Genomic DNA, 24700 nt, shown 5'->3' on the forward strand with positions numbered 1-24700 from the left:
AGGTAGCGGCAAGTGTCCCGTTCAGTCTGGAAAGGCCCCTTCGTCGACGGCTATCTTCTGAAGAAGGCCGAGAAGGTGCGCGATAGCGGCCGTAACGAGGTCATCAAGATGTGGAGCCGTCGCTCCACCATTCTGCCCCAGTTCGTGGGTTTGACCTTCGGTGTTTACAACGGCCAGAAACACATTCCCGTTTCCGTCTCCGAGGAGATGGTCGGTCACAAGTTTGGTGAATTTGCTCCGACCCGCACCTATTACGGCCATGGGGCGGACAAGAAGGCAAAGAGGAAATAACAATGGGCAAGGCCAAAGCGCCGCGCAGGCTTGCTGACAATGAGGCCCGTGCCGTATTGCGCACGATCCGCGTCAGCCCGCAGAAGCTGAACCTCGTTGCTGCGATGATCCGCGGCAAGAAGGTGGCGACCGCGCTCGCCGACCTGGAGTTTTCGCGCAAGCGGATCGCCGAGACTGTCAAGAAGACGCTGGAATCGGCAATTGCGAATGCGGAAAACAATCACGACCTGGACGTGGATGCGCTGGTCGTGGCCGAAGCCCATGTCGGCAAGTCGATCGTGATGAAGCGGTTCCATGCGCGTGGCCGTGGCCGCGCCAGCCGCATCGAGAAGCCATTTTCGCATCTGACGATTGTCGTGCGTGAAGTGGAAGAGAAAGTGGAGGCCGCCTGATGGGTCAGAAAATTAATCCGATCGGGTTCCGTCTCGGTATCAACCGCACGTGGGACTCTCGTTGGTACGCCAATGATGGCGAATACGGCGATCTTCTGCACGAGGATTTCAAGATCCGTAACTATATCGAGAAGGAGCTCAAGCAGGCTGCCATCTCGAAGGTCGTGATCGAGCGTCCCCACAAGAAGTGCCGCGTGACCATTCACTCTGCGCGTCCGGGCCTTATCATCGGCAAGAAGGGTGCGGACATCGAGAAGCTGCGCCGCAAGGTCTCGCAGATGACGAATGCGGAAACGCATCTGAACATCGTCGAGGTCCGCAAGCCGGAGATCGATGCCACACTGATCGCTCAGTCGATCGCTCAGCAGTTGGAGCGCCGCGTCGCGTTCCGCCGCGCCATGAAGCGTGCCGTTCAGTCGGCCATGCGTCTCGGTGCCGAGGGTATCCGCATCAATTGTGCGGGTCGTCTCGGCGGTGCGGAAATCGCCCGTATGGAATGGTACCGCGAGGGCCGTGTTCCGCTGCACACGCTGCGCGCCGATGTCGACTACGGCACGGCCGAAGCAAAGACCGCTTATGGCATTTGCGGTGTGAAAGTCTGGGTGTTCAAAGGCGAGATCCTCGAGCATGACCCGATGGCTTCCGAACGCCGTGCCACCGAGGGTGACCAGGGCGGTAGCAGCAACCGGCGTCGCGAGAACGCTTAGGAATTTTGGAGTAGAGAACGATGCTGCAACCAAAGCGCACAAAGTTCCGCAAGCAGTTCAAGGGCCGTATCCACGGCGCTGCCAAGGGCGGCACGGAACTCAACTTCGGGTCCTTCGGTCTGAAGGCTCTCGAGCCGGAGCGCGTTACCGCGCGCCAGATTGAAGCGGCCCGCCGCGCGATCACCCGCTACATGAAGCGTCAGGGTCGCGTCTGGATCCGCATTTTCCCGGACCTCCCGGTCACTTCGAAACCGACCGAGGTTCGTATGGGTAAGGGCAAAGGCTCCGTTGACTATTGGGCCTGCCGTGTTAAGCCCGGCCGCGTCATGTTTGAGATCGATGGCGTTGGTGCAGACATTGCGCGTGAGGCGCTGCGTCTGGGCGCTGCAAAGCTGCCGGTCAAGACGCGCTTCGTGCAGCGTATTGCAGAGTAGGAAAGGCGAACGCTATGAAGGCTGTTGATGTCAGGGCGATGACGCCGGACCAGCTCACCGACGAGCTGACAAAACTCAAGAAAGAGCAGTTCAACCTCCGCTTCCAGAAAGCGACCGGACAGCTCGAAAAAACCGCGCGCGTGAAAGAAATCCGTAGGGATATTGCGCGCATCAAGACAATCGCGGCCGAGAAGTCGGCCGGCAGCAAGGCCTGAGGACAGCGAACATGCCAAAGCGCGTTTTGCAGGGCACCGTGGTGAGCGACAAGAACGACAAGACTGTTGTCGTCCGCGTCGAGCGTCGCTTTACCCATCCGATGATGAAAAAGACGGTGCGTATGTCCAAGAAGTACAAGGCGCATGACGAAGAGAATGCGTGCAAGGTCGGCGATGTGGTCATGATTCAGGAGACCGCGCCGATTTCGAAGGACAAGAATTGGGTCGTCCTTAAAGACGCCCAGGCACAATAAACATTGAAATTGCCGGAAAGCGGAGTATCTGAACCGCTTTCCATTGAACGAGAAGGCGGCCAGTCATGATTCAGATGCAAACAAACCTCGATGTGGCGGATAATTCCGGCGCCCGTCGTGTCATGTGCATCAAGGTGCTTGGCGGTTCGAAGCGGAAGTATGCCTCCGTGGGCGACATCATTGTCGTCTCCGTGAAAGAGGCGATCCCGCGCGGCCGCGTGAAGAAGGGCGACGTGATGAAGGCGGTTGTTGTGCGTACGGCGAAGGATATTCGCCGCGCTGACGGCAGCGTCATCCGTTTCGACAAGAACGCAGCCGTTCTCGTCGACAACAAGAAAGAGCCCGTTGGCACGCGTATTTTCGGACCGGTTCCGCGCGAGCTTCGCGCCAAAAACCACATGAAAATCATTTCACTCGCGCCGGAAGTGCTCTAGGAGGCCGGGGATATGCAGAAGATTAAAAAAGGCGACAATGTCGTCGTTCTCGCCGGCAAGGACAAGGGCCGTACCGGCGAAGTGGTGAAGGTGATGCCAAAGGAAGACAAGGCGCTCGTGCGCGGTGTCAACCTGGTTCGCCGCCATCAGAAGCAGTCCGCCCAGGCAGAGGGCGGTATCATTACGAAGGAAGCGCCAATCCACCTGTCGAACCTGGCGCTGGCCGACCCGAAGGATGGCAAGCCGACCCGCGTTGGCTTCAAGGTCCAGGAAGACGGCAAGAAGGTGCGCGTGGCGAAGCGCTCTGGAGAATTGATCGATGGCTAATGCTCAGTACCAGCCGCGCTGGAAGAAGAAGTATGATGAGGTGATCCGCAAGGAACTCCTCGATACTTTCAAGTACGACAATGAGATGCAGGTGCCGCGCATCGACAAGATCGTCATCAACATGGGTGTTGGTGAGGCGACGGGCGATTCCAAAAAGCCGACCTCGGCTGCTGAGGATCTCGCCAAGATCGCCGGTCAGAAGCCGGTCATCACGCGTGCTTCGAAGTCGATTGCCGGCTTCAAGGTGCGTGAGGGCATGCCGCTCGGCGCCAAGGTGACGCTCCGCAAGGACCGTATGTATGAATTTCTGGACCGCCTCGTGACGATCGCGCTACCGCGCGTCCGCGATTTCCGCGGTCTGAACCCGAAGAGCTTTGACGGACGTGGCAACTTCGCCATGGGCCTGAAGGAGCATATCGTGTTCCCCGAGATCAATTACGATCAGGTAGATCAGATCTGGGGAATGGACATCATCGTTTGTACGACTGCAAAAACCGACGACGAAGCGCGGGCCTTGCTCAAGGCCTTTAACTTCCCGTTCCGGCAGTAACGGCAGGCGAGAAGAAGGACACTTTAAATGGCAAAAGTCAGCGCAGTCGAAAAGAACAAGCGTCGACGCAAGATGGTCGATCGCTACGCTGCCAAGCGCGCAGAGCTGAAGGCGATCGTCAAGGATCAGTCCAAGCCCATCGAGGAGCGCTTCCAGGCGCAGCTCAAGCTTGCTGCTCTCCCGCGCAACTCGTCCAAGACTCGCATTCGCAACCGCTGCGATGTGACCGGACGTCCGCGTGCGTATTATCGCAAGCTGAAGATGTCGCGTGTTGCATTGCGTGAACTGGGCAATAACGGGTTGATCCCGGGCCTGGTCAAGTCGAGCTGGTAAGGGGTAAGAACGATGTCCGTGAATGATCCGCTCGGCGATATGCTGACCCGTATCCGCAACGCCATCGGCCGTAACAAGCCGAAGGTTTCTACCCCGGCTTCGCGTCTGCGCGCCCGTGTGCTCGATGTTCTCAAGGCCGAAGGGTATATCCGCGACTACAGCCAGGTCGACTACGACAATGGCAAGTCCGAGATCGAAATCGAACTCAAATACGCCGAAGGTGGCTCCGTGATCCGCGAGATTGCGCGTGTTTCGAAGCCGGGCCGTCGCGTGTATGTGTCGGTGAAATCCATCCCGCAGGTCGCCAATGGTCTTGGTATCGCCATCCTTTCGACGCCCAAGGGCGTGATGGCCGATCATGAGGCGCGCGAACAGAATGTGGGCGGCGAGGTGCTCTGCCAGATCTTCTGATCCGGCAGCAGGCACACGCAAAGAACGAGGGCAGACAAATGTCTCGCATTGGCAAAAAGCCGGTCCCGGTTCCGCAGGGCGTCACCGCTCAGGTCGAGGGCCAGACCGTGACGGCGAAGGGGCCGAAGGGTGAACTGAAGTTCGTCGTCAACGACGAGGTTCTGGTGAAGCTCGAGAATGACGCGATCGCTGTCGACCCGCGCGACCAGTCCAAGGACGCGCGCTCCAAATGGGGTATGTCGCGCACGCAGATCGCAAACATCCTTCAGGGTGTGAAGGATGGTTTCGAAAAGCGTCTTGAGATCAACGGCGTTGGTTATCGTGCCGCGATGCAGGGAAAAAACCTGCAGCTTTCGCTTGGCTACAGCCACGAAGTGATTTACGAGGCTCCGGAAGGAATCAGCATCAGCTGTCCGAAGCCCACCGAGATCGTGATCGCAGGCATCGACAAGCAGGTCGTTGGTCAGGTTGCGGCCGAGATTCGCAAGAAGCGTGGCCCCGAGCCGTATAAGGGCAAGGGCGTCAAATATGCGGACGAGACGATCGTTCGCAAAGAAGGCAAGAAGAAGTAGGAACTCGAACCATGGTCTCGAAAGTCTCCGTCAAGCGGCGTGCGGGACGTGTTCGCCGGAAGATCAAGGCAGTCTCCAATGGCCAGCCCCGTCTTTCGGTCTACCGTTCCTCCAAGAACATCTACGTTCAGGTTATCGACGACGCCAAGGGCCATACGCTCGCGGCTGCTTCGACCCTCGACAAGGATCTCAAAGGCCAGATCAAGACCGGCGCCGATTCCGCTGCTGCTGCAGCCGTTGGCAAGCTGGTTGCAGAGCGGGCCAAGAAGGCAGGCGTAGAGGAAGTGGTCTTTGACCGCGGTCCTTACCTCTTCCACGGTCGCGTCAAGGCTCTTGCCGATGCCGCCCGTGAGGGTGGTCTGAAGTTCTAAACTGTTCGGGCGCTTCTAAACGGAGCGCCCGGATTATCATTTTCAACCCCGTGCTTCCGGAAAAGAACAAGGAAAAGGGCAATGGCACAAGGACGTAGGGACGATCGTCGCGACCGCGAAGAGCGCGATAGCGAATTCGTCGACAAGCTTGTACATATCAATCGCGTCGCCAAGGTGGTGAAGGGCGGCCGTCGTTTCGGTTTCGCCGCACTCGTCGTGGTCGGCGACCAGAAGGGCCGCGTCGGCTTCGGTCATGGCAAGGCCCGTGAGGTGCCGGAGGCCATCCGCAAGGCGACCGAAAGTGCCAAGCGCGACATGGTTTTCGTTCCGCTGCGCGGGGGCCGTACGCTGCATCACGATGTTTCGGGCCGTCATGGCGCCGGTCGTGTTCTCCTGCGTGCCGCCAAGCCCGGTACCGGCATCATCGCCGGTGGTCCGATGCGTGCTGTGTTCGAGACCCTCGGCGTTCAGGACGTGGTGGCCAAATCGCTCGGTTCCTCGAACCCCTACAACATGGTTCGTGCCACTTTCGATGCCCTGAAGCATCAGTTGCATCCCAAGGACGTTGCTGCCCAGCGCGGCATTAAATATTCCACGCTCCAGCAGCGCCGCGGCGCTGCTGCAGGCAGCGAGGAATAAGGATCACGGCAGGTCGGCCCGTTTACTGACGGGCTTTGATCGCCAGGTTTGCAAGGATTGATGAAAATGGCAGAGAAGAAGAAGGGCAAGACGGTCACCGTTGAACAGATCGGCAGCCCGATTCGCCGCCCGGCCAGCCAGCGTCAGACGCTGATCGGCCTTGGTTTGAACAAGATGCACCGCCGTTCCACGCTCGAGGACACACCGTCCGTGCGCGGTATGATCGCGTCGGTGCAGCATCTCGTCCGCGTCGTGGACGAGGCCTGAGGATCCCAGGAGCGATATTATGAAACTGAATGAACTCAGGGATAAAGAAGGCGCCACCAAGTCGCGCAAGCGCGTAGGGCGTGGCATCGGTTCGGGTACCGGCAAGACCGGTGGTCGCGGCGTAAAGGGCCAGAAGTCACGCTCAGGCGTGTCAATCAACGGCTTCGAGGGTGGTCAGATGCCGCTCTATCGGCGCCTGCCCAAGCGCGGCTTCAAGAACATCTTCGGCAACGACTTCAATGAAGTGTCGCTTGGCCGCATCCAGGCCGCGATCGACGCCAAGAAGCTTGACGGCAAAGCCGTCATCGATGTGGCTGCGCTTGTGGCTGCCGGTGTTCTTCGCCGCGCGAAGGATGGTGTTCGCGTCCTCAGCGACGGTGAACTGAAGACAAAGGTTACGCTCGAAGTTGCCGGCGCCTCCAAAGCCGCCGTCGAAAAGATCGAGAAGGCCGGCGGAACGGTCAAGCTGCTCGAAGCAGCGGCCAAGGCCGAGTAATCTGATCCACAAGCGGCGGGCGATTGTCCGCCGCTTGCATCTATGCCTGTCAGACCCTATTTCGGGTTTTCGACAACGTGCGCCCGTGTCGATTCGGATATCTGCGAGGGGCACGACGAAGCGGAGAATACTTCATGGCATCGGCAGCGGAACAGCTTGCGTCCAATCTCAATTTCGCGGCCTTCGCGAAGGCCGAGGATCTCAAGAAGCGCATCTGGTTCACGCTCGGCGCGTTGCTGGTGTACCGACTTGGTACCTACATCCCGATGCCGGGCATCAATCCTGATGCTTTTGCTCAGGCCTTCCAGCAGCAGTCTGGCGGCGTGCTGGGCATGTTCAACATGTTTGCCGGCGGCGCGGTAGAGCGTATGGCGATTTTCGCCCTCGGCATCATGCCTTACATTTCCGCCTCCATCATCATGCAGCTCATGACGTCGGTCGTTCCGTCGCTTGAACAGCTCAAGAAGGAAGGCGAGCAGGGCCGCAAGGTCATCAACCAGTATACCCGTTATGGCACTGTCATTCTTGCGACAGTTCAGGCTTATGGCATCGCCGTGGGGCTGGAGGGCGGCGCGAACATTGTTGCCGATCCGGGCTGGTTCTTCCGTATTTCGGCCGTCATCACGCTGGTTGGCGGCACCATGTTCCTGATGTGGCTTGGCGAGCAGATCACCGCTCGTGGCATCGGCAACGGCATCTCGCTCATCATTTTCTCCGGTATTGTCGCTGGTCTGCCTTCGGCCATTGGCGGTACGCTTGAGCTTGGTCGCACCGGCGCTCTGTCGACCGGCCTGATCCTTGCGATCATCGTTCTGGTTGTGGCGGTCATTGCCGTGATCGTGTTTTTCGAACGCGCCCAGCGCCGCTTGCTGATCCAGTACCCCAAGCGCCAGGTCGGCAACCGCATGTTCCAGGGCGATACCTCACACCTGCCGCTAAAGCTCAACACCGCTGGCGTTATCCCGCCGATCTTCGCGTCGTCGCTGCTCCTGCTGCCTGCGACTGTCGCCGGTTTTTCCGATACGACACAGCTCCCTGGCTGGGCATCTACCATGCTGGCCTCGCTCGGTCACGGTCAGCCGCTGTTCATGTTCCTCTATGCTGCGCTCATTGCTTTCTTCGCGTTCTTTTACACGGCCATCGTGTTCAATCCAAAGGACACAGCCGATCAGTTGAAGAAGCATTCGGGCTTCATTCCGGGCTATCGCCCCGGTGAGCGCACGGCTGAATATATCGACTATGTGTTGACGCGTATCACCGTTATCGGTGCCATTTATCTTGTCTTGATCTGCCTTCTGCCTGAGTTCCTGATTTCGGCTACCGGCGTTCCCTTCTATCTTGGCGGCACGTCGCTTCTGATCGTGGTGAGCGTTACGCTCGACACGGTTGCCCAGATGCAGGGACATCTCATTGCCCATCAGTACGAAGGGCTGATCAAGAAATCCAAATTGCGTGGGGGTAAGAGGGGACGATGAGGCTTATACTTCTTGGACCGCCGGGAGCGGGTAAGGGCACGCAGGCCCAGCGGCTGGTCGAGAAGCACGGCGTTCCGCAACTCTCCACAGGTGACATGTTGCGGGCCGCGGTTGCGGCCGGAACGGAAGTTGGCAAACGCGCGAAAGCGGTGATGGATGCCGGGGAGCTGGTGTCCGACGAGATCGTGAACGCAATCGTGGCGGAGCGAATTGATCAGCCGGATTGCTCGAACGGTTTTATTCTCGACGGATATCCACGCACCCTTGCACAGGCTGATGCCGTTGAGGCGATGCTGGCTGAACGTGAGGTCAAGCTTGACGCGACGATTGAGCTGGTTGTCGATGACGCCGCTTTGGTGGGGCGCATCGAAAAGCGCGCGCAGGATGCCATAGCTGCCGGTCAGGCACCGCGCAAGGATGACAATGCGGCGGTCTTCGACGAGCGATTGCGCGAATATTACAAGAAGACTGCAGCGCTCATCGGCTATTACCATGCCAAGGGTTTCCTGCGGCGGGTCGATGGAATGAAGTCGATCGACGAGGTGACAGTGGAGATCGAGCAGGTTCTCGCTTCGCTTTGAACCTTCGCTTTTTCCGGCAGCGCTTGACTGTGTGGTGTTTATCGATTAATGCCACTCGGTCTCCTGATCGAACGAATCGTTGGTCGGGCCATCAGGCTCGGCCTTCTTGTTTGTAGGAACAATCATCTCCCGCAAGGGCCGGCCTCCACCGGACGCGGGTAAACGAAGCGCCGGGAGACCGGCTCACATGGAGAAGAAGATGGCCCGTATTGCAGGCGTCAATATTCCGACTAACAAGCGCGTCGTGATTGCGCTTCAGTACATCCACGGCATCGGTCCGAAGACCGCCGGGGATATCGTGAAGCAGGTGAACATTCCGGCTGAGCGTCGCGTCAGCGAGCTCACCGATGCCGAGATCCTCGCCATCCGCGAGACGATCGACCGCGATCTGCGCGTTGAGGGTGATCTTCGCCGCGAAGTTTCGATGAACATCAAGCGTCTGATGGATCTGGGCTGCTACCGCGGCCTGCGTCACCGTCGTTCGCTTCCGGTCCGCGGCCAGCGCACGCACACCAATGCGCGCACCCGCAAGGGCCCCGCCAAGGCAATCGCCGGCAAGAAGAAGTAATTGAGTGAGTAGCGAATAGCGAATAGCGAATAGAAGCCGATCTTGTTTCTACTCGCTACTCGCTAACCACTATTCGCTTCTCCAGGTGGAGCCGCTGGTGCTACGGCGGTGTAGAGATCGACTGAAAGGAACAATATGGCTAAGGAAGCCGCACGCGTTCGGCGTCGTGAACGCAAGAATATCTCGTCGGGTGTTGCTCATGTCAATTCGAGCTTCAACAACACGATGATCACCATCACGGATGCGCAGGGCAATGCGATTGCCTGGTCGTCTGCAGGCGCACAGGGTTTCAAGGGCTCGCGCAAGTCGACGCCGTTTGCCGCCCAGGTTGCTGCGGAAGATTGCGCGCGCAAGGCTGCCGAACATGGCATGCGCACGCTTGAAGTCGAGGTTTCCGGCCCTGGTTCGGGTCGCGAGTCCGCGCTTCGCGCGCTGCAGGCTGCTGGCTTCACCATCACCTCCATTCGCGATGTGACGCCGATCCCGCACAATGGTTGCCGTCCACGCAAGAAGCGCCGCGTTTAATCAGAGTTTTCCGCAAGAGCGTTATGGCGCTCCTCTGTGGTTTCCAGAGCGCCCGTCACGAATGGATGGTGGCGGGGTAACGGAAGGAACCCGGAATGATCCAGAAGAACTGGCAAGAGCTTATCAAGCCGAACAAGGTCGAGTTTTCGTCCAAGGGCCGCACGGTCACCACGCTGGTGGCTGAGCCTCTTGAGCGTGGCTTTGGTCTGACGCTCGGCAATGCGCTGCGGCGCGTGCTGCTTTCGTCACTGCGCGGCGCGGCTGTGACCGCCGTGCAGATTGACGGTGTTCTGCACGAATTCTCGTCGATCCCCGGCGTGCGCGAAGATGTGACGGACATCGTCCTGAACATCAAGGAAATCGCGCTGTCGATGGAGGGCGAGGGACCCAAGCGCATGGTTGTGCGCAAGCAGGGACCCGGCACCGTGACGGCTGGCGATATCCAGACTGTTGGCGATGTGGAGGTTCTCAACCCCGACCACGTGCTGTGCACGCTGGACGAGGGAGCGGAAATCCGCATGGAATTCACGGTCGACAACGGCAAGGGCTATGTGCCGGCCGAGCGCAACCGTGCCGAAGATGCGCCCATCGGTCTGATCCCGGTCGACAGCCTTTACTCGCCGGTAAAGAAGGTCTCCTACAAGGTCGAAAACACCCGCGAGGGCCAGGTTCTCGACTATGACAAGCTTACCATGACCATCGAGACCAACGGTTCGGTGACGGGCGAGGACGCAGTGGCTTTCGCTGCACGCATCCTGCAGGACCAGCTTGCGCTGTTCGTCAACTTCGAAGAGCCGCAGAAGGAGCAGCCCGCTGAACAGGTGGCCGAGCTTGCCTTCAATCCGGCACTTCTCAAGAAGGTGGACGAGCTGGAGCTTTCGGTTCGCTCTGCAAACTGCCTGAAGAACGACAACATCGTTTACATCGGCGACCTGATCCAGAAGACGGAAGCCGAGATGCTGCGCACGCCGAATTTCGGCCGCAAGTCGCTCAACGAAATCAAGGAAGTGCTGGCTTCGATGGGGCTCCACCTCGGCATGGATGTCGAGGACTGGCCGCCGGAAAACATCGAAGAACTCGCCAAGCGCTACGAAGACCAATACTAGGCCCGCAAAGCCCGCAAGGTTCGGGCGACGGGGATTGAAGGAGAAAGGCCATGCGTCACGGAAAATCCGGCCGCAAGCTGAACAGGACGGCAAGCCACCGCAAGGCGCTTTTTGCCAACATGGCGGCTTCACTGATCGAACATGAACAGATCGTCACCACTCTGCCCAAGGCGAAAGAACTTCGCCCGATCGTGGAGAAGCTGGTGACGCTCGGCAAGCGCGGCGACCTGCACGCCCGTCGGCAGGCCATTTCGGCCATTCGCGACGAAAGCCTGGTCAAGCGCCTGTTCGACACGCTTGCTCCGCGCTACGCTGAGCGCAACGGCGGCTACACCCGCATCATGAAGGCGGGCTTCCGCCATGGCGACAATGCACCGATGGCTGTCATCGAGTTCGTCGACCGCGATGTCGAGGCGAAGGGCGCTGCAGACCGTGCGCGTGTTGAAGCCGAGGGCGGCAACGAAGAGGCGGAAGCCGCGTAATTCCGGCTTGCCTTGAACGTTCTTGAAAAAGGGGCTCCGTGGCCCCTTTTTTGTTGCGCAGTTTCTGTTCTTCCTAGGGCAGAGCCTTTCAATGTGCACAATGCTCTGAGAAAAGCTTTTTGCGTCAGTGCTCAATCATTTGCATTTTCGAGAATCGGATAGAGGCCAGGCATATGCGGATGCGTTCTGTTTTCCTAAGCGTCGTTCTTTTGGCGTCTTTTGCCGGGACCGTTTTAACGGGCTCGGTTCAGGCGCAGCAGGATGAGGGGGGGACCCTGCGCGGATTTCTGTCCGATCTGTTAAGTGGGGATGCGCGCAACGAGCTCGCTATCCCACGGGATGGGGGGACAGAGCGCCGGGTTCCGTTCGGACGGGCCGATATTCAGTTGTCCTTCGCGCCGCTGGTCAAGGAAACTTCGCCTGCCGTGGTGAACGTCTACGCTTCTTCCACCGTTCAGGTGCGTTCGCCTTTCATGGGCGATCCATTCTTCGAACAGTTTTTTGGCCGTCCGCAGATGCCGCCGCGGGTGCGTTCTTCCCTCGGCTCCGGCGTGCTTGTCGACCCGAGCGGCGTGATCGTGACCAACAATCACGTCATCAGCGATGCCGATGAGGTCAAAGTTGCGCTTGCTGACGGGCGGGAGTTTGAAAGCGAGATCCTGCTGAAGGACAAGGCGCTCGATCTCGCGGTCCTGAAGATTTCCGGCGATGAAGCCTTTCCGGCCGTTGGATTGGGGGATTCCGACCGTCTGGAAGTGGGTGACCTCGTGCTTGCCATCGGCAATCCCTTCGGTGTCGGCCAGACAACAACCAGCGGCATCGTTTCAGCGCTCGCGCGCAGTCATGTGGGCGTGTCCGATTTCGGTTTCTTCATCCAGACCGATGCGGCCATCAACCCCGGCAATTCCGGCGGTGCACTGATCGACATGCGCGGCCAGGTTATCGGCATCAATACGGCCATTGTCAGCCGCAGCGGCGGTTCCATCGGCATCGGTTTTGCAATTCCTGCCAACATGGTGCGAGCGGTGGTGAACGCAGCTCTTTCTGGTGCGGAGACCTTTGAGCGGCCCTTCTTCGGTGCGTCCTTCGATCCGGTAACGGCGCAGATTGCCGAGGCGCTTGGCATGGATCGTCCCGTTGGCGCACTGGTCCGTGAAGTGGCACCGGACAGTCCTGCCGAGCGCGCCGGTCTGCGTCCCGGCGACGTGGTGGTCGCCATGGATGGCGCTGATATTCAACATCCCGATGCGCTTGAGTATCGCCTCGTCACGCATCCGCTCGAGGAAGAAGGTGTTATTGGCGTTTTGCGCGACGGGCAGACGCTGGAACTGGGCTTCGAGCTCGAGCGCCTGTCCGATGGCGATGGACCGACGCCTATCACGCTTGAAGGGCGGGGGCCATTTGCCGGAGCGGCGGTCGCCACCCTCGAACCGCGTCTCGCCCAGCGTCTGAAACTGCCCCTGAACAAGAAGGGGGTCGTCGTTCTGGAGGTCGACCGGCGTTCACCCGCGGCCAGCGTAGGTTTGCGCCCGGGCGATATTATCCGTGAAGTCAATGGTATCGACATTGAGGATGTGGAGACGATGCGGGTCGTCGCGGGCGATACAAGCCGCCGCTGGGCCTTTGCCGTTGAGCGGGACGGGCGCATACTGCGTCAGCGCCTGCGCTTCTGATCTGCCTGTTCGATGAATAACCGATGAGTGATCTCTTTTCCAATCCCGATGAAAGCGGCTTGCGCGTCAGCCGCCCGCTGGCTGATCGCCTGCGTCCACAAAAGCTCGAAGAGGTGGTGGGGCAGGAGCACCTGACAGGCCCCGACGGGGTTCTCACCCGGATGATCGCAAGCCGCTCGTTGGGATCACTCATCTTCTGGGGCCCACCGGGTACCGGCAAGACCACCGTCGCGCGCCTTCTGGCGGGTGAAACGGATCTGGCCTTCGAGCAGATCTCGGCGATCTTCTCAGGCGTTGCCGACTTGAAGAAGGTGTTCGAGGCGGCCCGTCTCAGGCGAAGTCAGGGGCGGCAGACGCTTTTGTTCGTCGACGAAATCCATCGCTTCAATCGCTCGCAGCAGGATTCCTTTTTGCCGGTGATGGAGGATGGCACTGTCGTGCTCGTCGGAGCGACGACGGAAAACCCGTCTTTTGAGCTCAACGCCGCTCTCTTGTCGCGGGCGCGTGTGCTGAATTTCAACACACTTGGGTCCGAGAGCCTCTCGCGCCTGCTCGAACGCGCTGAAGCGCTGGAAGAAAAACCTCTGCCACTGGATGAAGAAGCGCGGGCGGTTTTGGTACGCATGGCCGATGGTGACGGACGTGCTTCGCTGACGCTTGCCGAGGAAGTGTGGCGTGCCGCTCGTGAAGGCGAGGTATTCGATGCGGAGGGGCTGCAGCGTGTCGCCCAGCGCCGTGCGCCCGTCTACGACAAGGGGCAGGATGGGCACTACAATCTGATTTCCGCCCTGCACAAATCCGTGCGCGGATCCGATCCCGACGCCGCGCTCTATTATCTTTGCCGCATGTTCGATGCGGGCGAGACGCCGCTTTATATCGGCCGCAGGCTGGTGCGCATGGCTGTGGAAGACATCGGTCTTGCCGACCCGCAGGCTCTTGTCATCGCCAACGCGGCCAAGGACGCCTACGAGTATCTCGGATCGCCGGAGGGCGAGCTCGCTCTGGCGCAAGCGTGTGTCTATCTGGCGACGGCACCGAAATCGAATGGCGTCTACACCGCTTTCAAGCAGGCCTTTGCCGATGCGAAGGCCAATGGGTCTCTGCTTCCACCGAAGCACATCCTCAACGCGCCGACCAAACTCATGAAAGAGACCGGTTACGGGGCCGGTTATGCATATGATCACGATCAGCCGGATGCGTTCTCCGGGCAAAACTACTTTCCCGAAGAGATGGGGCGCAGGCGCTATTACGACCCGCCGGAGCGCGGTTTCGAACGGGAGGTTCGCAAGCGGCTGGACTATTGGGCGCGGCTGCGCAAGGAGCGGGGAGAGCCGTGATGTCAACGCTTGTTGATTTTTGCGCAACTTCTGCGAAAAGGGCGACATGAACCATCTGCTGATCGTTGCTGCCGGCGGGGCAATCGGTGCCAGCCTGAGACATCTGACCGGCCTTGCTGCCATGCGGTTGCTTGGGGCTGCCTTTCCCTGGGGAACGCTGACGGTCAATCTGGTCGGCTCGTTCGTGATGGGGGTGTTCGTCGAGTGGCTTGCACGACGGGCAGGCGCTTCGCCGGAATTGCGACTGTTCATGGCGACAGGGCTGCTCGGTGGGTTCACGACGTTTTCGGCCTTTTCGCTCGATGTTGCCGTTTTATGGGAACGGGGCGAGGGGTTTCTGGCCGCATCTTATGTGCTCTTGAGCGTCTGCGGCGCCATAGCCGCACTGTTCGCGGGGCTTTATCTGGTTCGGCATTTCGCCTGAGGCGATGATTTTTAATGGATAGGTGAAATGGCTGGCGTACAGCAGATCGAAGTGGACAGGGACGAAGGTGGTATGCGGCTTGACCGTTGGTTCAAGACGCATTTCCCAGGCCTCGGTTTCGGCCATTTGCAAAAGCTCCTGCGCTCCGGCCAGATCCGCGTGAGTGGCAGCCGCGCCAAGGCCGATACCCGTCTTGAGCCAGGGCAGGTGGTGCGCGTGCCTCCTCTCGATGTGGACCGCAAGGGCGATGGACAGGCCACCGCCCACAGCCTGCGCAATACCGGCGATGCCGAAGCGCTTTCACAGATGCTGCTTTACGAAGACCCCAAGGTTTTTGTGTTCAACAAGCCGGCCGGCCTTGCCGTTCAGGGTGGTTCGGGCGTGAACCGCCACGTGGATGGCATGCTGGAAGCGCTCCGCAACAAGAAGGGCGAGAAGCCGCGCCTGGTGCATCGCCTCGACCGTGACACGTCGGGCGTGCTTGTGGTGGCGCGTACCCGCCAGGCGGCCATGCGGCTCGCCGAAGCTTTTCGCGCTCGCGATACAAAAAAGACCTATTGGGCACTCGTGAAGGGTGTACCCAACAGGGATGAGGCGCGCATCTCTACCTGGCTTGCAAAGGAGCAGACGCCGGAGGGAGACCGCATGCGTGTGGTCAAACATGGCGAACCGGATTCCGATCACGCGGTCTCGAACTATCGTGTGGTGGAGCGTGCGGGGTCTGAGCTCTCTTGGCTGGAGATGGAACCCTATACGGGCCGCACGCACCAGCTTCGTGTTCACGCAGCTCATATCGGGTGCCCGATCATCGGTGATCCCAAATATTTTGAGGCGGACCAGAACTGGGAGTTTCCCGGCGGCATCCAGAAGCGCCTGCATCTGCATGCGCGCCGCATCATCATTCCGAACCCTGGTGGTGGCAAGATCGATGTGACGGCGCCGCTGTCTCCCCATATGCGCCAGAGCTGGAACCTTCTCGGGTTTGATGAAGCATCCGCAGAGGAGGGCACATGACGGCCCTCTCTCCCGGTTCGACTTCCGGCCGCCACGATGCAATTGACGCGTTCGCCACCATCATCATGCTCGGTCTGACCCTGACATGGGGCGTCAATCAGGTTGCCATCAAGCTGGCCAATATCGGTTTCAACCCGATGTTGTCCATGTTTCTGCGGTCAGCCGTGGCCACACTGCTCGTCTTTCTGTGGTGCCGCTATCGTGGCATTCGCCTGTTCGAGCGCGACGGAACTCTGTGGCCCGGAGTTCTGGCGGGCCTTCTGTTCGGATTTGAATTCATCCTCGTCTTCTTCGGCCTCGATTATACATCAGCGGCTCGCGGAGCCCTGATGCTCAACACCATGCCGTTCTGGGTGCTGCTTGGCGGCCACTTCTTCCTAGGCGAAAAGATGTCGGCGCTGAAAGTTGGCGGGCTTCTTCTTGCCTTTGCAGGCGTCGTGCTTGTCTTCTCGGACAGTCTCAGCCTGCCGGGACCCGATGCGCTCTTTGGCGATGTTCTGTGTCTTGTCGCAGGCATTGCATGGGCTGCAACGATTGTCGTTATCAAGCAGTCCAGCCTGTCCAATGCGGGAGCGGAAAAGACACTGCTCTATCAGCTGTCCGTCTCTGCCGTTGTCACTATTCCGTTCATCCCTTTCGGTGGGGCGCTTTTGCGTGAGGTAAGCGCTCTGGCAACCGGCGCGCTGGTTTTTCAGGCGGTGTTCGTTGTCTCCTTCACCTATCTGGTCTGGTTCTGGCTGATGCGTCGTTACCCGGCATCGGGGCTCTCCAGTTTCGCATTCCTGACGCCTGTCTTTGGCGTTATGTCGGGCGGCCTCCTTTTGGGCGAACCCCTGACCATCAAAATCCTTCTGGCTCTCTGTCTGATCGCGCTTGGACTGACCGTGGTCAATCGGCCGCGCCGTCGCGTCGTACCCGCATAGCGAAAAGACAAACACACACTATATGTAGGCCCATGCGTGACCTTTTGAACGATCTTGAAAGTGGAAAAACCCCGGCGGAGCTCGACCCGATCCGCCGAGCCCAGAGCACCATTCGCAAACCATTACCCAGACGGTTCTACAAGGAAGTGTCGGTAAATGCCGAGGAGGTGGGTGGTTTTGCGGTTCGGCTCGACGGCAAGACAGTCCGAACCCCGGGGGCAGGCGCTGTTCTTCTGCCCAACGAGGCGACAGCGCTGCTGGTGGCTGCGGAATACGAGGCGCAGGGTGAGCATATCGACCCGGCAACGATGCCTGTGACGCGGCTCGTCAACACGGCGATAGACGGCGTTGCCGTTCACAGCCAGGCTGTATTGGAGGATGTTCTGCGCTACAGCACAGGCGATCTTGTCTGTTACCGTGCAGCTTCTCCGGAGCGACTGGTGGCATTGCAGGCAGAGGCCTGGGATCCGGTTCTGGACTGGGCTCAGGAACATATCGGCGCGCATTTCGTGCTGGCGGAGGGGGTGATCCATGTGGAGCAACCCCGAGAGGCAGTTGCCGCTGTCAGCGCCTATCTACGCCAGAAAAACGAGCCCTTCCGGCTTGCCGCTCTGCACGTGATGACCACTTTGATGGGATCGGCGCTGCTGGCACTTGCGGTTGATGCCGGCGCACTCGACCCCCGGGCCGCGTGGAAGGCCGCCCATGTGGACGAAGACTGGAACATCTCGATGTGGGGAGAGGATGGCGAGGCTGCACAGCGCCGCGCCTTTCGCGAACGGGACATGATGGCCGCCGCAAAGCTTCTGGCCGCGCTCGATTGATGCGGGTAGCAGGGCTCTCGCCAGGGGCTACCGTCCCCCAAACATCTGATAGATGACGCCGGCGATTTCGCTTTCCAGTGGGAACGAGAGCATGCCCATGACCGAGTATCCAAGCAGCCAGGGCATCAAATAAAACCGGATCATGAAGAAGAACCAGGCGACGTAGACTGGCACCAGCGGTTCCAGCAGGAAACCCGGCGTGATGGGCCGAAACAGCTTCAGTATCGGATTGGTAACGCGCACGAAAAAGCGCATGAAGAAAAAGCTGGAGTCTTCGGGCAGGAAAATGCCCATGGCAGCACGCCCGATCAGCGTCCACATGACGACGCCCAATACGTAGTCCAGTACCAATACCCAGATTGGAAATGCAGCCATGCTTTCCTGCATCAAGTCTCTCCCAGGACACGATTCGGGGGCGGGTTATCCCGCCCCCGATATGCGACCATAACGTGGTCAGTGCTTGTCCGAAAGGATAGCCGGGCCTGTCGGCACACGGGTTTCTTCCACCATGCGCTGGATTTCTTCATCCGGTGCTGGTGTGAGCAGCGTTACCACAACCATGGCAACCAGGCTCACCGCCATGCCGACTATGCCGAAGCGCAGATGGTCGAGACCGAACCAGGGCGTTCCGCCAGTGTAGACATAATAGAGGTAAAGGCTGCCTGCGATGAAGCCCGCGGCCATCCCGGCGACCGCGCCAGGCCTGTTCGCCCGTTTCCACCACACACCGAGGGCGAGCGGGAAGAAAAGGCCGGAACAGGCAAAGCAGAATGCCCAGGCCACGGCACCAAGGATGCCCGTTAGCTGCAGCGAAGCGATCAGGGCGCCCAGGGCACCGATGCCGACGAGCAGGATGCGGGCAACGATGAGCCGAACCGCCGTATCCGCTTTCGGATCGATCATCTTGTAATAGAGATCGTGGCTGAGCGCGTTGGCGATCGCCAGAAGCAGACCGTCGGCGGTTGACATGGCTGCTGCCATGCCGCCGGCTGCCACCAGGCCGGAAATCACATAGGGAAGCCCCGCGATCTCTGGTGTCGCAAGCACAACGATGTCAGGCCGCATGAAGAACTCGTTGAGCTGCAATATGCCGTCAGCGTTCTGGTCGGCAATCGCAAGGAAGCCCACACTTGACCAGTTCTGAATCCATGCCAGCGACGCCACCTCTTCAAATGGCTTGCCGATGATGGCAGTTGGCAGGTTCGGATCAAGAAGCTGCAGTTTGGTGAGTGTCGCCAGTGCCGGTGCCGTAAAGTACAGAAGGAAAATGAACAGCAGCGACCATGCCACGGATTTGCGCGCCGACCGCACGGTCGGGGTTGTGAAATAGCGCATCAGAATGTGGGGCAGGGAAGCCGTTCCGCACATCATGCACAGCGCGAGTGTGATGAACTTCCATTCTGCATAGTCACCCACCGGGCCGGTATGCGGGGTTGTGAGCACTGAGAGGCCGGGTATGGCTTCGGCTGGCGGGTTCAGGCCGTACTGGGCCTCGAAATTCGCCATGTTTGCTGCCGCTTCGCCATAGGTGAAATGCGGGATGAGACCGAATCCCTGGGCATTCGACATCCAGATCACCGGAACCAGATAGGCAATGATCAGCACGATGTACTGCGCCACCTGCGTCCACGTGACGGCGCGCATGCCACCGAGCATGGAACATAACAGGATGCCCAGAAGGCCGAACCAGACACCATAAGAGAATGGAATGTGAAGCGCGCGCGCGGCGATGGTGCCGGTTGCGTTGATCTGTGCCGTCACATAGGTGAAGGATGCCACGACCAGAACGATCACGGCGCACAGGCGCGCAAGATTGCCGCCATATCGGGTGCCGATAAAGTCCGGGACCGTGTAGCAGCCGAACTTGCGCAGATAAGGCGCCATCAGCGAGTTGACGAGAACATAGCCACCGGTCCAGCCGACGATGAAGGCCATATAGCCGTAACCGCCGAAATAGACGCCGCCGGCAAGGGCGACAAACGATGCGCCAGACATCCAGTCGGCCGCGGTCGCCATGCCGTTATAAACGGCGGGAACCTGCCGCCCGGCTACATAATAGGCGTCCACTTCCATGGTGCGCGAAAGCCACCCGATAAGGGCGTAGATCGCGATGGTGAAGGCGACGAACAGGATGCCGATCGTGTCGGCCCCCACGCCTAATTGTTCCAGAACCGCCATCAACAGGATGAAGGCAAGGAACCCACCGGTGTATATCGCATACACCCGGCCGATATTATCGATGAACCGTCCCTGAATCAAAGCCATGCCGGTTCCTCCCTATTCTTCTTCGCCGAAGCCGAACTCGTCGTCGATGGCATCCTGGCGCCAGTTCTGCACCCAGATGATGACGACGAAGGCGATCAGCGAACCCTGGGCGATCATGTAGAAGCCGAAGGGGAAGCCAAGAAATGTGAATTCGTTGAGTGTCGAAACCATTGCTGGAACGACAAGTGAGAAGAAAGCCCACAAGGCCAGAACCACGATAGTCAGGTTCCTGGTTTTGGCCCAGTAACGATCCCTCACATCACCTGCGTCATTAGCGGACATGGTGTCCTCCTCCCTAAAAACGTCAGCGACGAAAGTCGTTAACTGCCGCCATTGCGGTTCTATGGATTAGGAATCACAATGGCATGTCTCAAGCATTGGGCATCTTCTGAGCAATGAAAATCGAGACATTGGTCGTATGACAGGAGGATATGTCTTATGGGGATTGCGTGGACCAGGGGGGTAGCGTTTCTGCGTGAAGCGGCGGCAAGACTGACGCTCAAACGGGACCACGCGCCGATTGATACGGTGGACGCGCTTTGCACCTTCATTGCCACGCGTTCCTCGTTTGTCGCTCAGAAAAAGCTCTACGGCTATCTGAAGGCGCGCATGGGTACGCGCTATCCGTCGATGTTCGAGGATGATGTCTTCGTCCAGTCCATCAACGTGGCCAAACTTCATGTCTTCGCGGCCTGCCTCTCCGATCTCACGCTTCACACCGTCGCGAAGGTTGCTTCCAGCGGTGCGTTGGAGCGGGAAGATGCGTCCGCGCTTGCCCGCCACTGCCATACACAGGGGCTCGCCCACAACCGGGAGGCACTTCCCCAGTCGGAAACGGTGGATGAATGGCGCAAAACATTTGAAAAGCGCATCGCCGATACCCACTGGCAGAATGTCGCCGTCGATGGAGGGGCTTTCACCGAGAGCCCTCAGGCGCTTTTCCGTTGGGCGCCGATCGCCGATCAACTGAAACGTCATGACAGGGAAATCGTGGAGAACTCGATCCGCTTCGCGTTTGGCGAAGTGACGCGCGCCTTTCGTGAGCGTGCCGATCTGCCCGCTCTGGCCCGGGGCTGGATGAACCAGCAGGAAAACGGTTGAAGAAAAAGGGCTCCGTCCGTGGACGGAGCCCTGCAATCGCCTTGGGAGGAGCGATTAGACCGAGTAATACATCTCGAACTCGACCGGGTGCGGCGTCATCTCATAACGCAACACTTCCGCCATCTTCAGTTCGATATAGGCATCGATCTGATCGTCGTCGAACACACCGCCTGCTTTCAGGAAGCCACGGTCCTTGTCGAGGCTCATCAACGCTTCGCGCAGCGAGCCACAGACGGTCGGGACCTTCTTCAACTCCTTCGGCGGCAGGTCATAGAGATCCTTGTCCATGGCCTGGCCGGGATGGATCTTGTTCTTGATGCCGTCGATGCCGGCCATCAGCATGGCTGCAAAGGCGAGATAAGGGTTTGCGCCCGGGTCGGGGAAGCGGACCTCGACGCGCTTGGCTTTTGGTGAGGATCCAAACGGAATGCGGCATGAAGCGGAGCGGTTGCGGGCCGAGTAGGCGAGCAAGACCGGGGCTTCAAAACCCGGAACCAGACGCTTGTAAGAGTTGGTGATCGGGTTGGTGAAAGCGTTGATAGCCTTGGCGTGCTTGATGATGCCGCCGATATAGAACAGGCAGTTTTCCGACAGGCCTGCATATTCGTTGCCAGCGAAGGTCGGCTTGCCTTCCTTCCAGATCGACTGGTGCACATGCATGCCCGAGCCGTTGTCGCCATAGATGGGCTTCGGCATAAAAGTGGCTGTTTTGCCGTAGGCGTTGGCAACCTGATGGACGCCATATTTGAACTTCTGAACGCTGTCCGCGCTCTTCAGCAACGTCTCGAACTTGATGCCCAGCTCATGCTGGGCAGCGCCGACCTCGTGATGATGCTTTTCGACGATCACGCCCATCTCGGAGAGAACCGTCAGCATCTCCGAGCGCATGTCCTGAGCCGAGTCGATTGGAGGAACCGGGAAATAACCACCCTTGACGCGCGGACGATGGCCAAGATTGCCTGTCTCATACTCGGCATCGTCGTTGCTTGGCAGTTCGCTCGAGTCGAGCTTGAAGCCGGTGTTGTACGGATCGGCCTTGTACTTCACATCGTCGAAGATGAAAAACTCCGGCTCCGGGCCGATGTAAACGGTGTCGCCAAGCCCCTCCGACTTCAAGAAGGCCTCTGCCTTCTTCGCCGTTCCGCGTGGGTCGCGGTTGTAGGCCTCACCCGAAATCGGGTCGAGGATGTCGCAGAAGATCGCCATGGTCGACTGGGCGAAGAACGGGTCCATATGGGCCGTATCGGTTTCCGGCATCAATACCATGTCGGACTCATTGATGGCTTTCCAGCCGGCGATGGACGAGCCGTCGAACATAACGCCGTCGGCGAACATGTCCTCATCCACGGCGGAGACATCCATGGTGACGTGCTGCAGCTTGCCTTTGGGATCCGTGAAGCGCAGATCGACAAACTTCACGTCGTTTTCCTTGATCTGCTTCATGATGTCTTGTGCAGTGGTCATATTCGCCTTCCTATTTGCGATGGTCTTGCCTGATGATCCCGGAGGTGTTCCGGGAAAGAGAATGATTGCGGATCAAACGGCGTCGGCACCGGTCTCGCCGGTACGGATGCGGATGACTTCTTCCACGTTGGTCACGAAAATCTTCCCGTCGCCGATGCGACCGGTCTGGGCAGCCTTGCGGATCGCCTCGATTGCCGCATCCACGGTTTCGTCCGCCAGGACGACTTCGATCTTCACCTTCGGGAGAAAGTCGACGACATATTCTGCCCCGCGATAGAGCTCGGTGTGCCCTTTCTGGCGCCCGAACCCCTTCGCTTCGATCACAGTTATGCCCTGAAGACCGATTTCCTGAAGGGCTTCCTTCACTTCGTCGAGCTTGAAGGGTTTGATGATCGCTTCGACCTTTTTCATGCCTCGGTGGCCTCCAAATGAGTTCAGGAACGGTGAGCCCGTGCCCCTTGTTGTTCCGGTTCGAATAAGGCACGAAACATGCCAACTCCGATCAGAGCCTTGCACGATCCGTGCCAATCGCTGCATTGTGCCTCCCGAAAGGCATAATCACACGGGTTTTCGGGCAGCGAAACATCGCGTGCTGTGCCTCTGAAAAACATCAAGGGACACATGCGGTGCGCTGTACAGTTTGGCGGCTGCTTAAAAAATATGCAATGCGCTGAAGAAAGCGGCAATATGTGATGCAATTAGAGATTTTAACGCCTGAAGAGATGCGCAGGGTGGATCGCGCTGCGATCGCTGCGGGGGCGCTTGACGGATATGGCCTCATGAAGAATGCGGGGGCGGCGGTGGTGGATGAAATCCTTGCTCGTCATGCTGATGCGGAGGGCTTTCTCGTCCTGTGCGGCCCGGGTAACAATGGGGGTGACGGCTATGTCGTTGCGCGCCTCCTGACAGAACGAGGCCTGAGCGTTCGCGTTTTTGCCAACGCCGAACCGGCCTCGGGCAGCGATGCCGCGATCGCACTTATGGATTGTCCGGTTAAACCGGAGCCATTGGCGGCTTTCGAAGCCAGTCGAGGGTGGCTTGTGGTGGATGCGTTGTTCGGCGCAGGTCTGACGCGTCCCCTGGAAGAAATGGAGGCCGGGATCATCGGAAAGGTAAGCAGCAGCGGGCTTGCTGTGGTCGCCATCGATCTGCCCTCAGGTGTTTGCGGATTGACAGGAAAGCCACTTGGCGCGGCCTTGTCGGCGGATCTGACCGTCACCTTCTTTCGCAAAAAGCCCGGACATCTGCTCGTGCCGGGGCGGCAAATGTGCGGTGATCTCGTTGTTGCGGATATAGGCATTGCAGACAGCGCGCTTGATACTGTTGGTCAGGCACTTTGGGAAAACCAGCCTGCTTTGTGGCGGGAAGCCTTGCCGAAACTTCGCGTCAGCGCTCACAAATATTCGCGCGGTCATGTGGCCGTGATTTCTGGCGGGGCCACCTCGACAGGGGCGGCGCGACTTGCTGCGCGGGCAGCGGCGCGCACAGGGGCAGGGGCCGTAACGGTTCTTTCGCCCGCCAACGCGCTTTCGGTTCATGCGATGCATTTGACGTCGATCATGCTGCGCAAAGCCGACACCGTAAGCGAGTTGCGGGCCTTTTTTGTCGACCGGGGACCCACCGGGACCGTTCTCGGGCCAGGCGCCGGCACAGGGGGACGAACGCGCAGTTTCGCACGCGCTCTTCTCGACAAGGCGAATGACGCAAGCGGACTGGTCTTCGATGCCGACGCACTCACGGCCTTTGGCGGCATGCAGGATGTGTTTTTTGGCATGATCAGGGCTTCCGCCGGCAAGGTTGTTCTCACCCCGCATGAGGGAGAATTCGTCCGGCTTTTTCCCGATCTTCACGACGGAACAGAAACTTCGAAACTGCAGCGAACACGGGAGGCGGCCGTGCGATCCGGGGCGACCCTTGTGCTCAAGGGACCTGATACGATTGTGGCGGCACCCGACGGGCGAGCGGCGATCAATGTCAACGCCACGCCACACTTGGCAACGGCCGGATCGGGCGATGTACTGTCGGGAATAATCGCAAGCCTTATGGCTCAAGCGATGCCGGCTTTTGAAGCGGCATGCGCGGGCGTCTGGATTCACGCAGAATGCGGTCGGTCATTCGGGCGCGGTCTGATCGCCGAAGACCTGCCTGAAACGCTGCCGAATGTGTTGCAGGAACTGTTTCGAGAAAACCCGTCCTGACCTGCAGGCATCGGCAACACCCCGGGCTTCCTTCCACATTCAAGTTT

General features: G+C 59.2%; 35 protein-coding genes. 30 read left to right on the top strand and 5 right to left on the bottom strand.

The annotated features are described in order from the left end of the window. Positions 1-12 precede the first annotated feature (12 nt). The 28 genes from rpsS to P2W41_RS09915 all read left to right on the top strand — a co-directional run bounded on the left by rpsS (position 13) and on the right by P2W41_RS09915 (position 17625). Positions 13-291, top strand: coding sequence for a 30S ribosomal protein S19 (rpsS, locus tag P2W41_RS09780; RefSeq protein ID WP_009452531.1), 279 nt, complete (start codon positions 13-15; stop codon positions 289-291). A 2-nt stretch (positions 292-293) separates the two neighbouring features. Beyond that, the gene (rplV, locus tag P2W41_RS09785; protein WP_007009518.1) at positions 294-683 is read left to right on the top strand and encodes a 50S ribosomal protein L22; all 390 of its coding nucleotides are present in this window, start codon (positions 294-296) and stop codon (positions 681-683) included. Then, entirely contained in the window at positions 683-1390 is a 708-nt protein-coding gene (gene rpsC, locus P2W41_RS09790) for a 30S ribosomal protein S3 (RefSeq protein WP_223020757.1), read from the top strand. Before rplV ends, rpsC begins: the two co-directional genes overlap by 1 nt. A 20-nt stretch (positions 1391-1410) precedes the next feature. Continuing rightward, on the top strand, positions 1411-1824 hold the full coding sequence (gene rplP, locus P2W41_RS09795) for a 50S ribosomal protein L16 (protein ID WP_007009520.1): 414 nt from the start codon (positions 1411-1413) through the stop codon (positions 1822-1824). 14 nt (positions 1825-1838) lie between these two features. Next, positions 1839-2039, top strand: a complete 201-nt coding sequence (gene rpmC / locus P2W41_RS09800; RefSeq protein ID WP_007009521.1) for a 50S ribosomal protein L29 — start codon at positions 1839-1841, stop codon at positions 2037-2039. Between the two features lie 11 nt (positions 2040-2050). Further along, complete coding sequence (rpsQ, locus tag P2W41_RS09805) at positions 2051-2293, top strand: 30S ribosomal protein S17 (RefSeq protein WP_223020755.1); 243 nt, start codon at positions 2051-2053, stop codon at positions 2291-2293. Positions 2294-2358: 65 nt separating this feature from the next. Then, complete coding sequence (gene rplN / locus P2W41_RS09810; protein WP_007009523.1) at positions 2359-2727, top strand: 50S ribosomal protein L14; 369 nt, start codon at positions 2359-2361, stop codon at positions 2725-2727. 12 nt (positions 2728-2739) lie between these two features. Further along, on the top strand, positions 2740-3054 hold the full coding sequence (gene rplX, locus P2W41_RS09815) for a 50S ribosomal protein L24 (RefSeq protein WP_007009524.1): 315 nt from the start codon (positions 2740-2742) through the stop codon (positions 3052-3054). Beyond that, a complete protein-coding gene (rplE, locus tag P2W41_RS09820; RefSeq protein WP_065815256.1) occupies positions 3047-3604 on the top strand; it encodes a 50S ribosomal protein L5 in 558 nt (185 codons plus the stop codon). Before rplX ends, rplE begins: the two co-directional genes overlap by 8 nt. 27 nt (positions 3605-3631) lie before the next feature. After that, complete coding sequence (rpsN, locus tag P2W41_RS09825) at positions 3632-3937, top strand: 30S ribosomal protein S14 (RefSeq protein ID WP_007009526.1); 306 nt, start codon at positions 3632-3634, stop codon at positions 3935-3937. A 12-nt stretch (positions 3938-3949) separates the two neighbouring features. Further along, positions 3950-4348, top strand: coding sequence for a 30S ribosomal protein S8 (rpsH, locus tag P2W41_RS09830; RefSeq protein WP_229446819.1), 399 nt, complete (start codon positions 3950-3952; stop codon positions 4346-4348). A gap of 38 nt (positions 4349-4386) precedes the next feature. Then, positions 4387-4920: a 50S ribosomal protein L6 gene (rplF, locus tag P2W41_RS09835; RefSeq protein WP_007009529.1), complete on the top strand. Its 534-nt coding sequence runs from the start codon at positions 4387-4389 to the stop codon at positions 4918-4920. Positions 4921-4931: 11 nt separating this feature from the next. Next, a complete protein-coding gene (gene rplR / locus P2W41_RS09840) occupies positions 4932-5291 on the top strand; it encodes a 50S ribosomal protein L18 (RefSeq protein WP_007009530.1) in 360 nt (119 codons plus the stop codon). 81 nt (positions 5292-5372) lie between these two features. Then, positions 5373-5930, top strand: coding sequence for a 30S ribosomal protein S5 (gene rpsE, locus P2W41_RS09845; protein WP_292895753.1), 558 nt, complete (start codon positions 5373-5375; stop codon positions 5928-5930). A 66-nt stretch (positions 5931-5996) separates the two neighbouring features. After that, positions 5997-6197, top strand: a complete 201-nt coding sequence (gene rpmD / locus P2W41_RS09850; RefSeq protein WP_007009532.1) for a 50S ribosomal protein L30 — start codon at positions 5997-5999, stop codon at positions 6195-6197. A gap of 19 nt (positions 6198-6216) precedes the next feature. Then, a complete protein-coding gene (gene rplO, locus P2W41_RS09855) occupies positions 6217-6693 on the top strand; it encodes a 50S ribosomal protein L15 (RefSeq protein ID WP_292895752.1) in 477 nt (158 codons plus the stop codon). 134 nt (positions 6694-6827) lie between these two features. Beyond that, complete coding sequence (gene secY, locus P2W41_RS09860) at positions 6828-8168, top strand: preprotein translocase subunit SecY (RefSeq protein ID WP_229446823.1); 1341 nt, start codon at positions 6828-6830, stop codon at positions 8166-8168. Continuing rightward, positions 8165-8749 (top strand): adenylate kinase, encoded by a 585-nt coding sequence (locus tag P2W41_RS09865; protein ID WP_292895751.1) that lies wholly within the window; start codon positions 8165-8167, stop codon positions 8747-8749. Before secY ends, P2W41_RS09865 begins: the two co-directional genes overlap by 4 nt. 199 nt (positions 8750-8948) lie before the next feature. Further along, positions 8949-9317: a 30S ribosomal protein S13 gene (gene rpsM / locus P2W41_RS09870; protein WP_292900164.1), complete on the top strand. Its 369-nt coding sequence runs from the start codon at positions 8949-8951 to the stop codon at positions 9315-9317. 135 nt (positions 9318-9452) lie between these two features. Beyond that, positions 9453-9842 carry a 30S ribosomal protein S11 gene (gene rpsK, locus P2W41_RS09875; RefSeq protein ID WP_007009537.1) on the top strand — a complete coding sequence of 130 codons (390 nt, stop codon included), beginning with the start codon at positions 9453-9455 and terminating at the stop codon, positions 9840-9842. Positions 9843-9937: 95 nt separating this feature from the next. Further along, positions 9938-10948 carry a DNA-directed RNA polymerase subunit alpha gene (locus P2W41_RS09880; RefSeq protein ID WP_229446824.1) on the top strand — a complete coding sequence of 337 codons (1011 nt, stop codon included), beginning with the start codon at positions 9938-9940 and terminating at the stop codon, positions 10946-10948. A gap of 50 nt (positions 10949-10998) precedes the next feature. Then, positions 10999-11430 carry a 50S ribosomal protein L17 gene (gene rplQ / locus P2W41_RS09885; RefSeq protein ID WP_292895750.1) on the top strand — a complete coding sequence of 144 codons (432 nt, stop codon included), beginning with the start codon at positions 10999-11001 and terminating at the stop codon, positions 11428-11430. A gap of 179 nt (positions 11431-11609) precedes the next feature. Then, positions 11610-13103 carry a DegQ family serine endoprotease gene (locus tag P2W41_RS09890; protein ID WP_404933036.1) on the top strand — a complete coding sequence of 498 codons (1494 nt, stop codon included), beginning with the start codon at positions 11610-11612 and terminating at the stop codon, positions 13101-13103. Positions 13104-13126: 23 nt separating this feature from the next. Beyond that, positions 13127-14440 (top strand): replication-associated recombination protein A, encoded by a 1314-nt coding sequence (locus P2W41_RS09895; RefSeq protein ID WP_292895748.1) that lies wholly within the window; start codon positions 13127-13129, stop codon positions 14438-14440. 46 nt (positions 14441-14486) lie between these two features. After that, entirely contained in the window at positions 14487-14864 is a 378-nt protein-coding gene (crcB, locus tag P2W41_RS09900) for a fluoride efflux transporter CrcB (RefSeq protein WP_292895747.1), read from the top strand. Between the two features lie 27 nt (positions 14865-14891). Then, positions 14892-15878 carry an RluA family pseudouridine synthase gene (locus P2W41_RS09905; protein WP_292895746.1) on the top strand — a complete coding sequence of 329 codons (987 nt, stop codon included), beginning with the start codon at positions 14892-14894 and terminating at the stop codon, positions 15876-15878. Further along, on the top strand, positions 15875-16801 hold the full coding sequence (locus P2W41_RS09910; protein WP_404933037.1) for a DMT family transporter: 927 nt from the start codon (positions 15875-15877) through the stop codon (positions 16799-16801). Before P2W41_RS09905 ends, P2W41_RS09910 begins: the two co-directional genes overlap by 4 nt. A 32-nt stretch (positions 16802-16833) precedes the next feature. Beyond that, positions 16834-17625, top strand: a complete 792-nt coding sequence (locus P2W41_RS09915) for an ATP12 family chaperone protein (RefSeq protein WP_292895744.1) — start codon at positions 16834-16836, stop codon at positions 17623-17625. Between the two features lie 27 nt (positions 17626-17652). On the opposite strand, the gene P2W41_RS09920 is transcribed toward P2W41_RS09915, so the two are convergent. The 3 genes from P2W41_RS09920 to P2W41_RS09930 all read right to left on the bottom strand — a co-directional run bounded on the left by P2W41_RS09920 (position 17653) and on the right by P2W41_RS09930 (position 20172). Beyond that, on the bottom strand, positions 17653-18000 hold the full coding sequence (locus P2W41_RS09920) for a hypothetical protein (RefSeq protein WP_404933038.1): 348 nt from the start codon (positions 17998-18000) through the stop codon (positions 17653-17655). A 78-nt stretch (positions 18001-18078) separates the two neighbouring features. Beyond that, positions 18079-19890: a sodium:solute symporter family protein gene (locus P2W41_RS09925; RefSeq protein ID WP_404933039.1), complete on the bottom strand. Its 1812-nt coding sequence runs from the start codon at positions 19888-19890 to the stop codon at positions 18079-18081. A gap of 12 nt (positions 19891-19902) precedes the next feature. Further along, a complete protein-coding gene (locus P2W41_RS09930) occupies positions 19903-20172 on the bottom strand; it encodes a DUF4212 domain-containing protein (RefSeq protein ID WP_292895741.1) in 270 nt (89 codons plus the stop codon). 156 nt (positions 20173-20328) lie between these two features. Here P2W41_RS09930 and P2W41_RS09935 point away from each other — a divergent pair, with 156 nt between their 5' ends. Next, positions 20329-20991, top strand: coding sequence for a hypothetical protein (locus P2W41_RS09935; RefSeq protein WP_404933040.1), 663 nt, complete (start codon positions 20329-20331; stop codon positions 20989-20991). A gap of 54 nt (positions 20992-21045) precedes the next feature. Here P2W41_RS09935 and glnA read toward each other — a convergent pair whose 3' ends face one another. Together glnA and P2W41_RS09945 are read right to left on the bottom strand one after the other, a co-directional pair. Next, positions 21046-22455 carry a type I glutamate--ammonia ligase gene (glnA, locus tag P2W41_RS09940; protein WP_292895739.1) on the bottom strand — a complete coding sequence of 470 codons (1410 nt, stop codon included), beginning with the start codon at positions 22453-22455 and terminating at the stop codon, positions 21046-21048. Positions 22456-22527: 72 nt separating this feature from the next. Further along, positions 22528-22866, bottom strand: a complete 339-nt coding sequence (locus P2W41_RS09945; RefSeq protein ID WP_292895737.1) for a P-II family nitrogen regulator — start codon at positions 22864-22866, stop codon at positions 22528-22530. 281 nt (positions 22867-23147) lie between these two features. On the opposite strand from P2W41_RS09945, the gene P2W41_RS09950 reads away from it, so the two are divergent. Next, positions 23148-24653, top strand: a complete 1506-nt coding sequence (locus tag P2W41_RS09950; protein ID WP_404933041.1) for an NAD(P)H-hydrate dehydratase — start codon at positions 23148-23150, stop codon at positions 24651-24653. Positions 24654-24700: the final 47 nt, after the last annotated feature.

Origin of the sequence: Nitratireductor sp. L15S-10, assembly GCF_045011005.1 — a bacterium.
Lineage (GTDB): Bacteria > Pseudomonadota > Alphaproteobacteria > Rhizobiales > Rhizobiaceae > Nitratireductor.

Coding starts and splice junctions, on each gene's coding strand:
- P2W41_RS09930 (WP_292895741.1), bottom strand. CDS start 20,172: ATGTCCGCTAATGACGCAGGTGATGTGAGGGATCGTTACTGGGCCAAA.
- P2W41_RS09905 (WP_292895746.1), top strand. CDS start 14,892: ATGGCTGGCGTACAGCAGATCGAAGTGGACAGGGACGAAGGTGGTATG.
- P2W41_RS09935 (WP_404933040.1), top strand. CDS start 20,329: ATGGGGATTGCGTGGACCAGGGGGGTAGCGTTTCTGCGTGAAGCGGCG.
- P2W41_RS09865 (WP_292895751.1), top strand. CDS start 8,165: ATGAGGCTTATACTTCTTGGACCGCCGGGAGCGGGTAAGGGCACGCAG.
- rplO (WP_292895752.1), top strand. CDS start 6,217: ATGAAACTGAATGAACTCAGGGATAAAGAAGGCGCCACCAAGTCGCGC.
- rpsC (WP_223020757.1), top strand. CDS start 683: ATGGGTCAGAAAATTAATCCGATCGGGTTCCGTCTCGGTATCAACCGC.
- P2W41_RS09950 (WP_404933041.1), top strand. CDS start 23,148: ATGCAATTAGAGATTTTAACGCCTGAAGAGATGCGCAGGGTGGATCGC.
- P2W41_RS09910 (WP_404933037.1), top strand. CDS start 15,875: ATGACGGCCCTCTCTCCCGGTTCGACTTCCGGCCGCCACGATGCAATT.
- rpsK (WP_007009537.1), top strand. CDS start 9,453: ATGGCTAAGGAAGCCGCACGCGTTCGGCGTCGTGAACGCAAGAATATC.
- rplV (WP_007009518.1), top strand. CDS start 294: ATGGGCAAGGCCAAAGCGCCGCGCAGGCTTGCTGACAATGAGGCCCGT.
- rplQ (WP_292895750.1), top strand. CDS start 10,999: ATGCGTCACGGAAAATCCGGCCGCAAGCTGAACAGGACGGCAAGCCAC.
- rpsQ (WP_223020755.1), top strand. CDS start 2,051: ATGCCAAAGCGCGTTTTGCAGGGCACCGTGGTGAGCGACAAGAACGAC.
- rpmC (WP_007009521.1), top strand. CDS start 1,839: ATGAAGGCTGTTGATGTCAGGGCGATGACGCCGGACCAGCTCACCGAC.
- rpsH (WP_229446819.1), top strand. CDS start 3,950: ATGTCCGTGAATGATCCGCTCGGCGATATGCTGACCCGTATCCGCAAC.
- rplX (WP_007009524.1), top strand. CDS start 2,740: ATGCAGAAGATTAAAAAAGGCGACAATGTCGTCGTTCTCGCCGGCAAG.
- rplN (WP_007009523.1), top strand. CDS start 2,359: ATGATTCAGATGCAAACAAACCTCGATGTGGCGGATAATTCCGGCGCC.
- rpsM (WP_292900164.1), top strand. CDS start 8,949: ATGGCCCGTATTGCAGGCGTCAATATTCCGACTAACAAGCGCGTCGTG.
- P2W41_RS09915 (WP_292895744.1), top strand. CDS start 16,834: ATGCGTGACCTTTTGAACGATCTTGAAAGTGGAAAAACCCCGGCGGAG.
- P2W41_RS09945 (WP_292895737.1), bottom strand. CDS start 22,866: ATGAAAAAGGTCGAAGCGATCATCAAACCCTTCAAGCTCGACGAAGTG.
- rplE (WP_065815256.1), top strand. CDS start 3,047: ATGGCTAATGCTCAGTACCAGCCGCGCTGGAAGAAGAAGTATGATGAG.
- secY (WP_229446823.1), top strand. CDS start 6,828: ATGGCATCGGCAGCGGAACAGCTTGCGTCCAATCTCAATTTCGCGGCC.
- P2W41_RS09925 (WP_404933039.1), bottom strand. CDS start 19,890: ATGGCTTTGATTCAGGGACGGTTCATCGATAATATCGGCCGGGTGTAT.
- P2W41_RS09880 (WP_229446824.1), top strand. CDS start 9,938: ATGATCCAGAAGAACTGGCAAGAGCTTATCAAGCCGAACAAGGTCGAG.
- rpsE (WP_292895753.1), top strand. CDS start 5,373: ATGGCACAAGGACGTAGGGACGATCGTCGCGACCGCGAAGAGCGCGAT.
- rpmD (WP_007009532.1), top strand. CDS start 5,997: ATGGCAGAGAAGAAGAAGGGCAAGACGGTCACCGTTGAACAGATCGGC.
- glnA (WP_292895739.1), bottom strand. CDS start 22,455: ATGACCACTGCACAAGACATCATGAAGCAGATCAAGGAAAACGACGTG.
- rpsN (WP_007009526.1), top strand. CDS start 3,632: ATGGCAAAAGTCAGCGCAGTCGAAAAGAACAAGCGTCGACGCAAGATG.
- P2W41_RS09890 (WP_404933036.1), top strand. CDS start 11,610: ATGCGTTCTGTTTTCCTAAGCGTCGTTCTTTTGGCGTCTTTTGCCGGG.
- rplF (WP_007009529.1), top strand. CDS start 4,387: ATGTCTCGCATTGGCAAAAAGCCGGTCCCGGTTCCGCAGGGCGTCACC.
- P2W41_RS09895 (WP_292895748.1), top strand. CDS start 13,127: ATGAGTGATCTCTTTTCCAATCCCGATGAAAGCGGCTTGCGCGTCAGC.
- rplP (WP_007009520.1), top strand. CDS start 1,411: ATGCTGCAACCAAAGCGCACAAAGTTCCGCAAGCAGTTCAAGGGCCGT.
- P2W41_RS09920 (WP_404933038.1), bottom strand. CDS start 18,000: ATGGCTGCATTTCCAATCTGGGTATTGGTACTGGACTACGTATTGGGC.
- crcB (WP_292895747.1), top strand. CDS start 14,487: ATGAACCATCTGCTGATCGTTGCTGCCGGCGGGGCAATCGGTGCCAGC.
- rplR (WP_007009530.1), top strand. CDS start 4,932: ATGGTCTCGAAAGTCTCCGTCAAGCGGCGTGCGGGACGTGTTCGCCGG.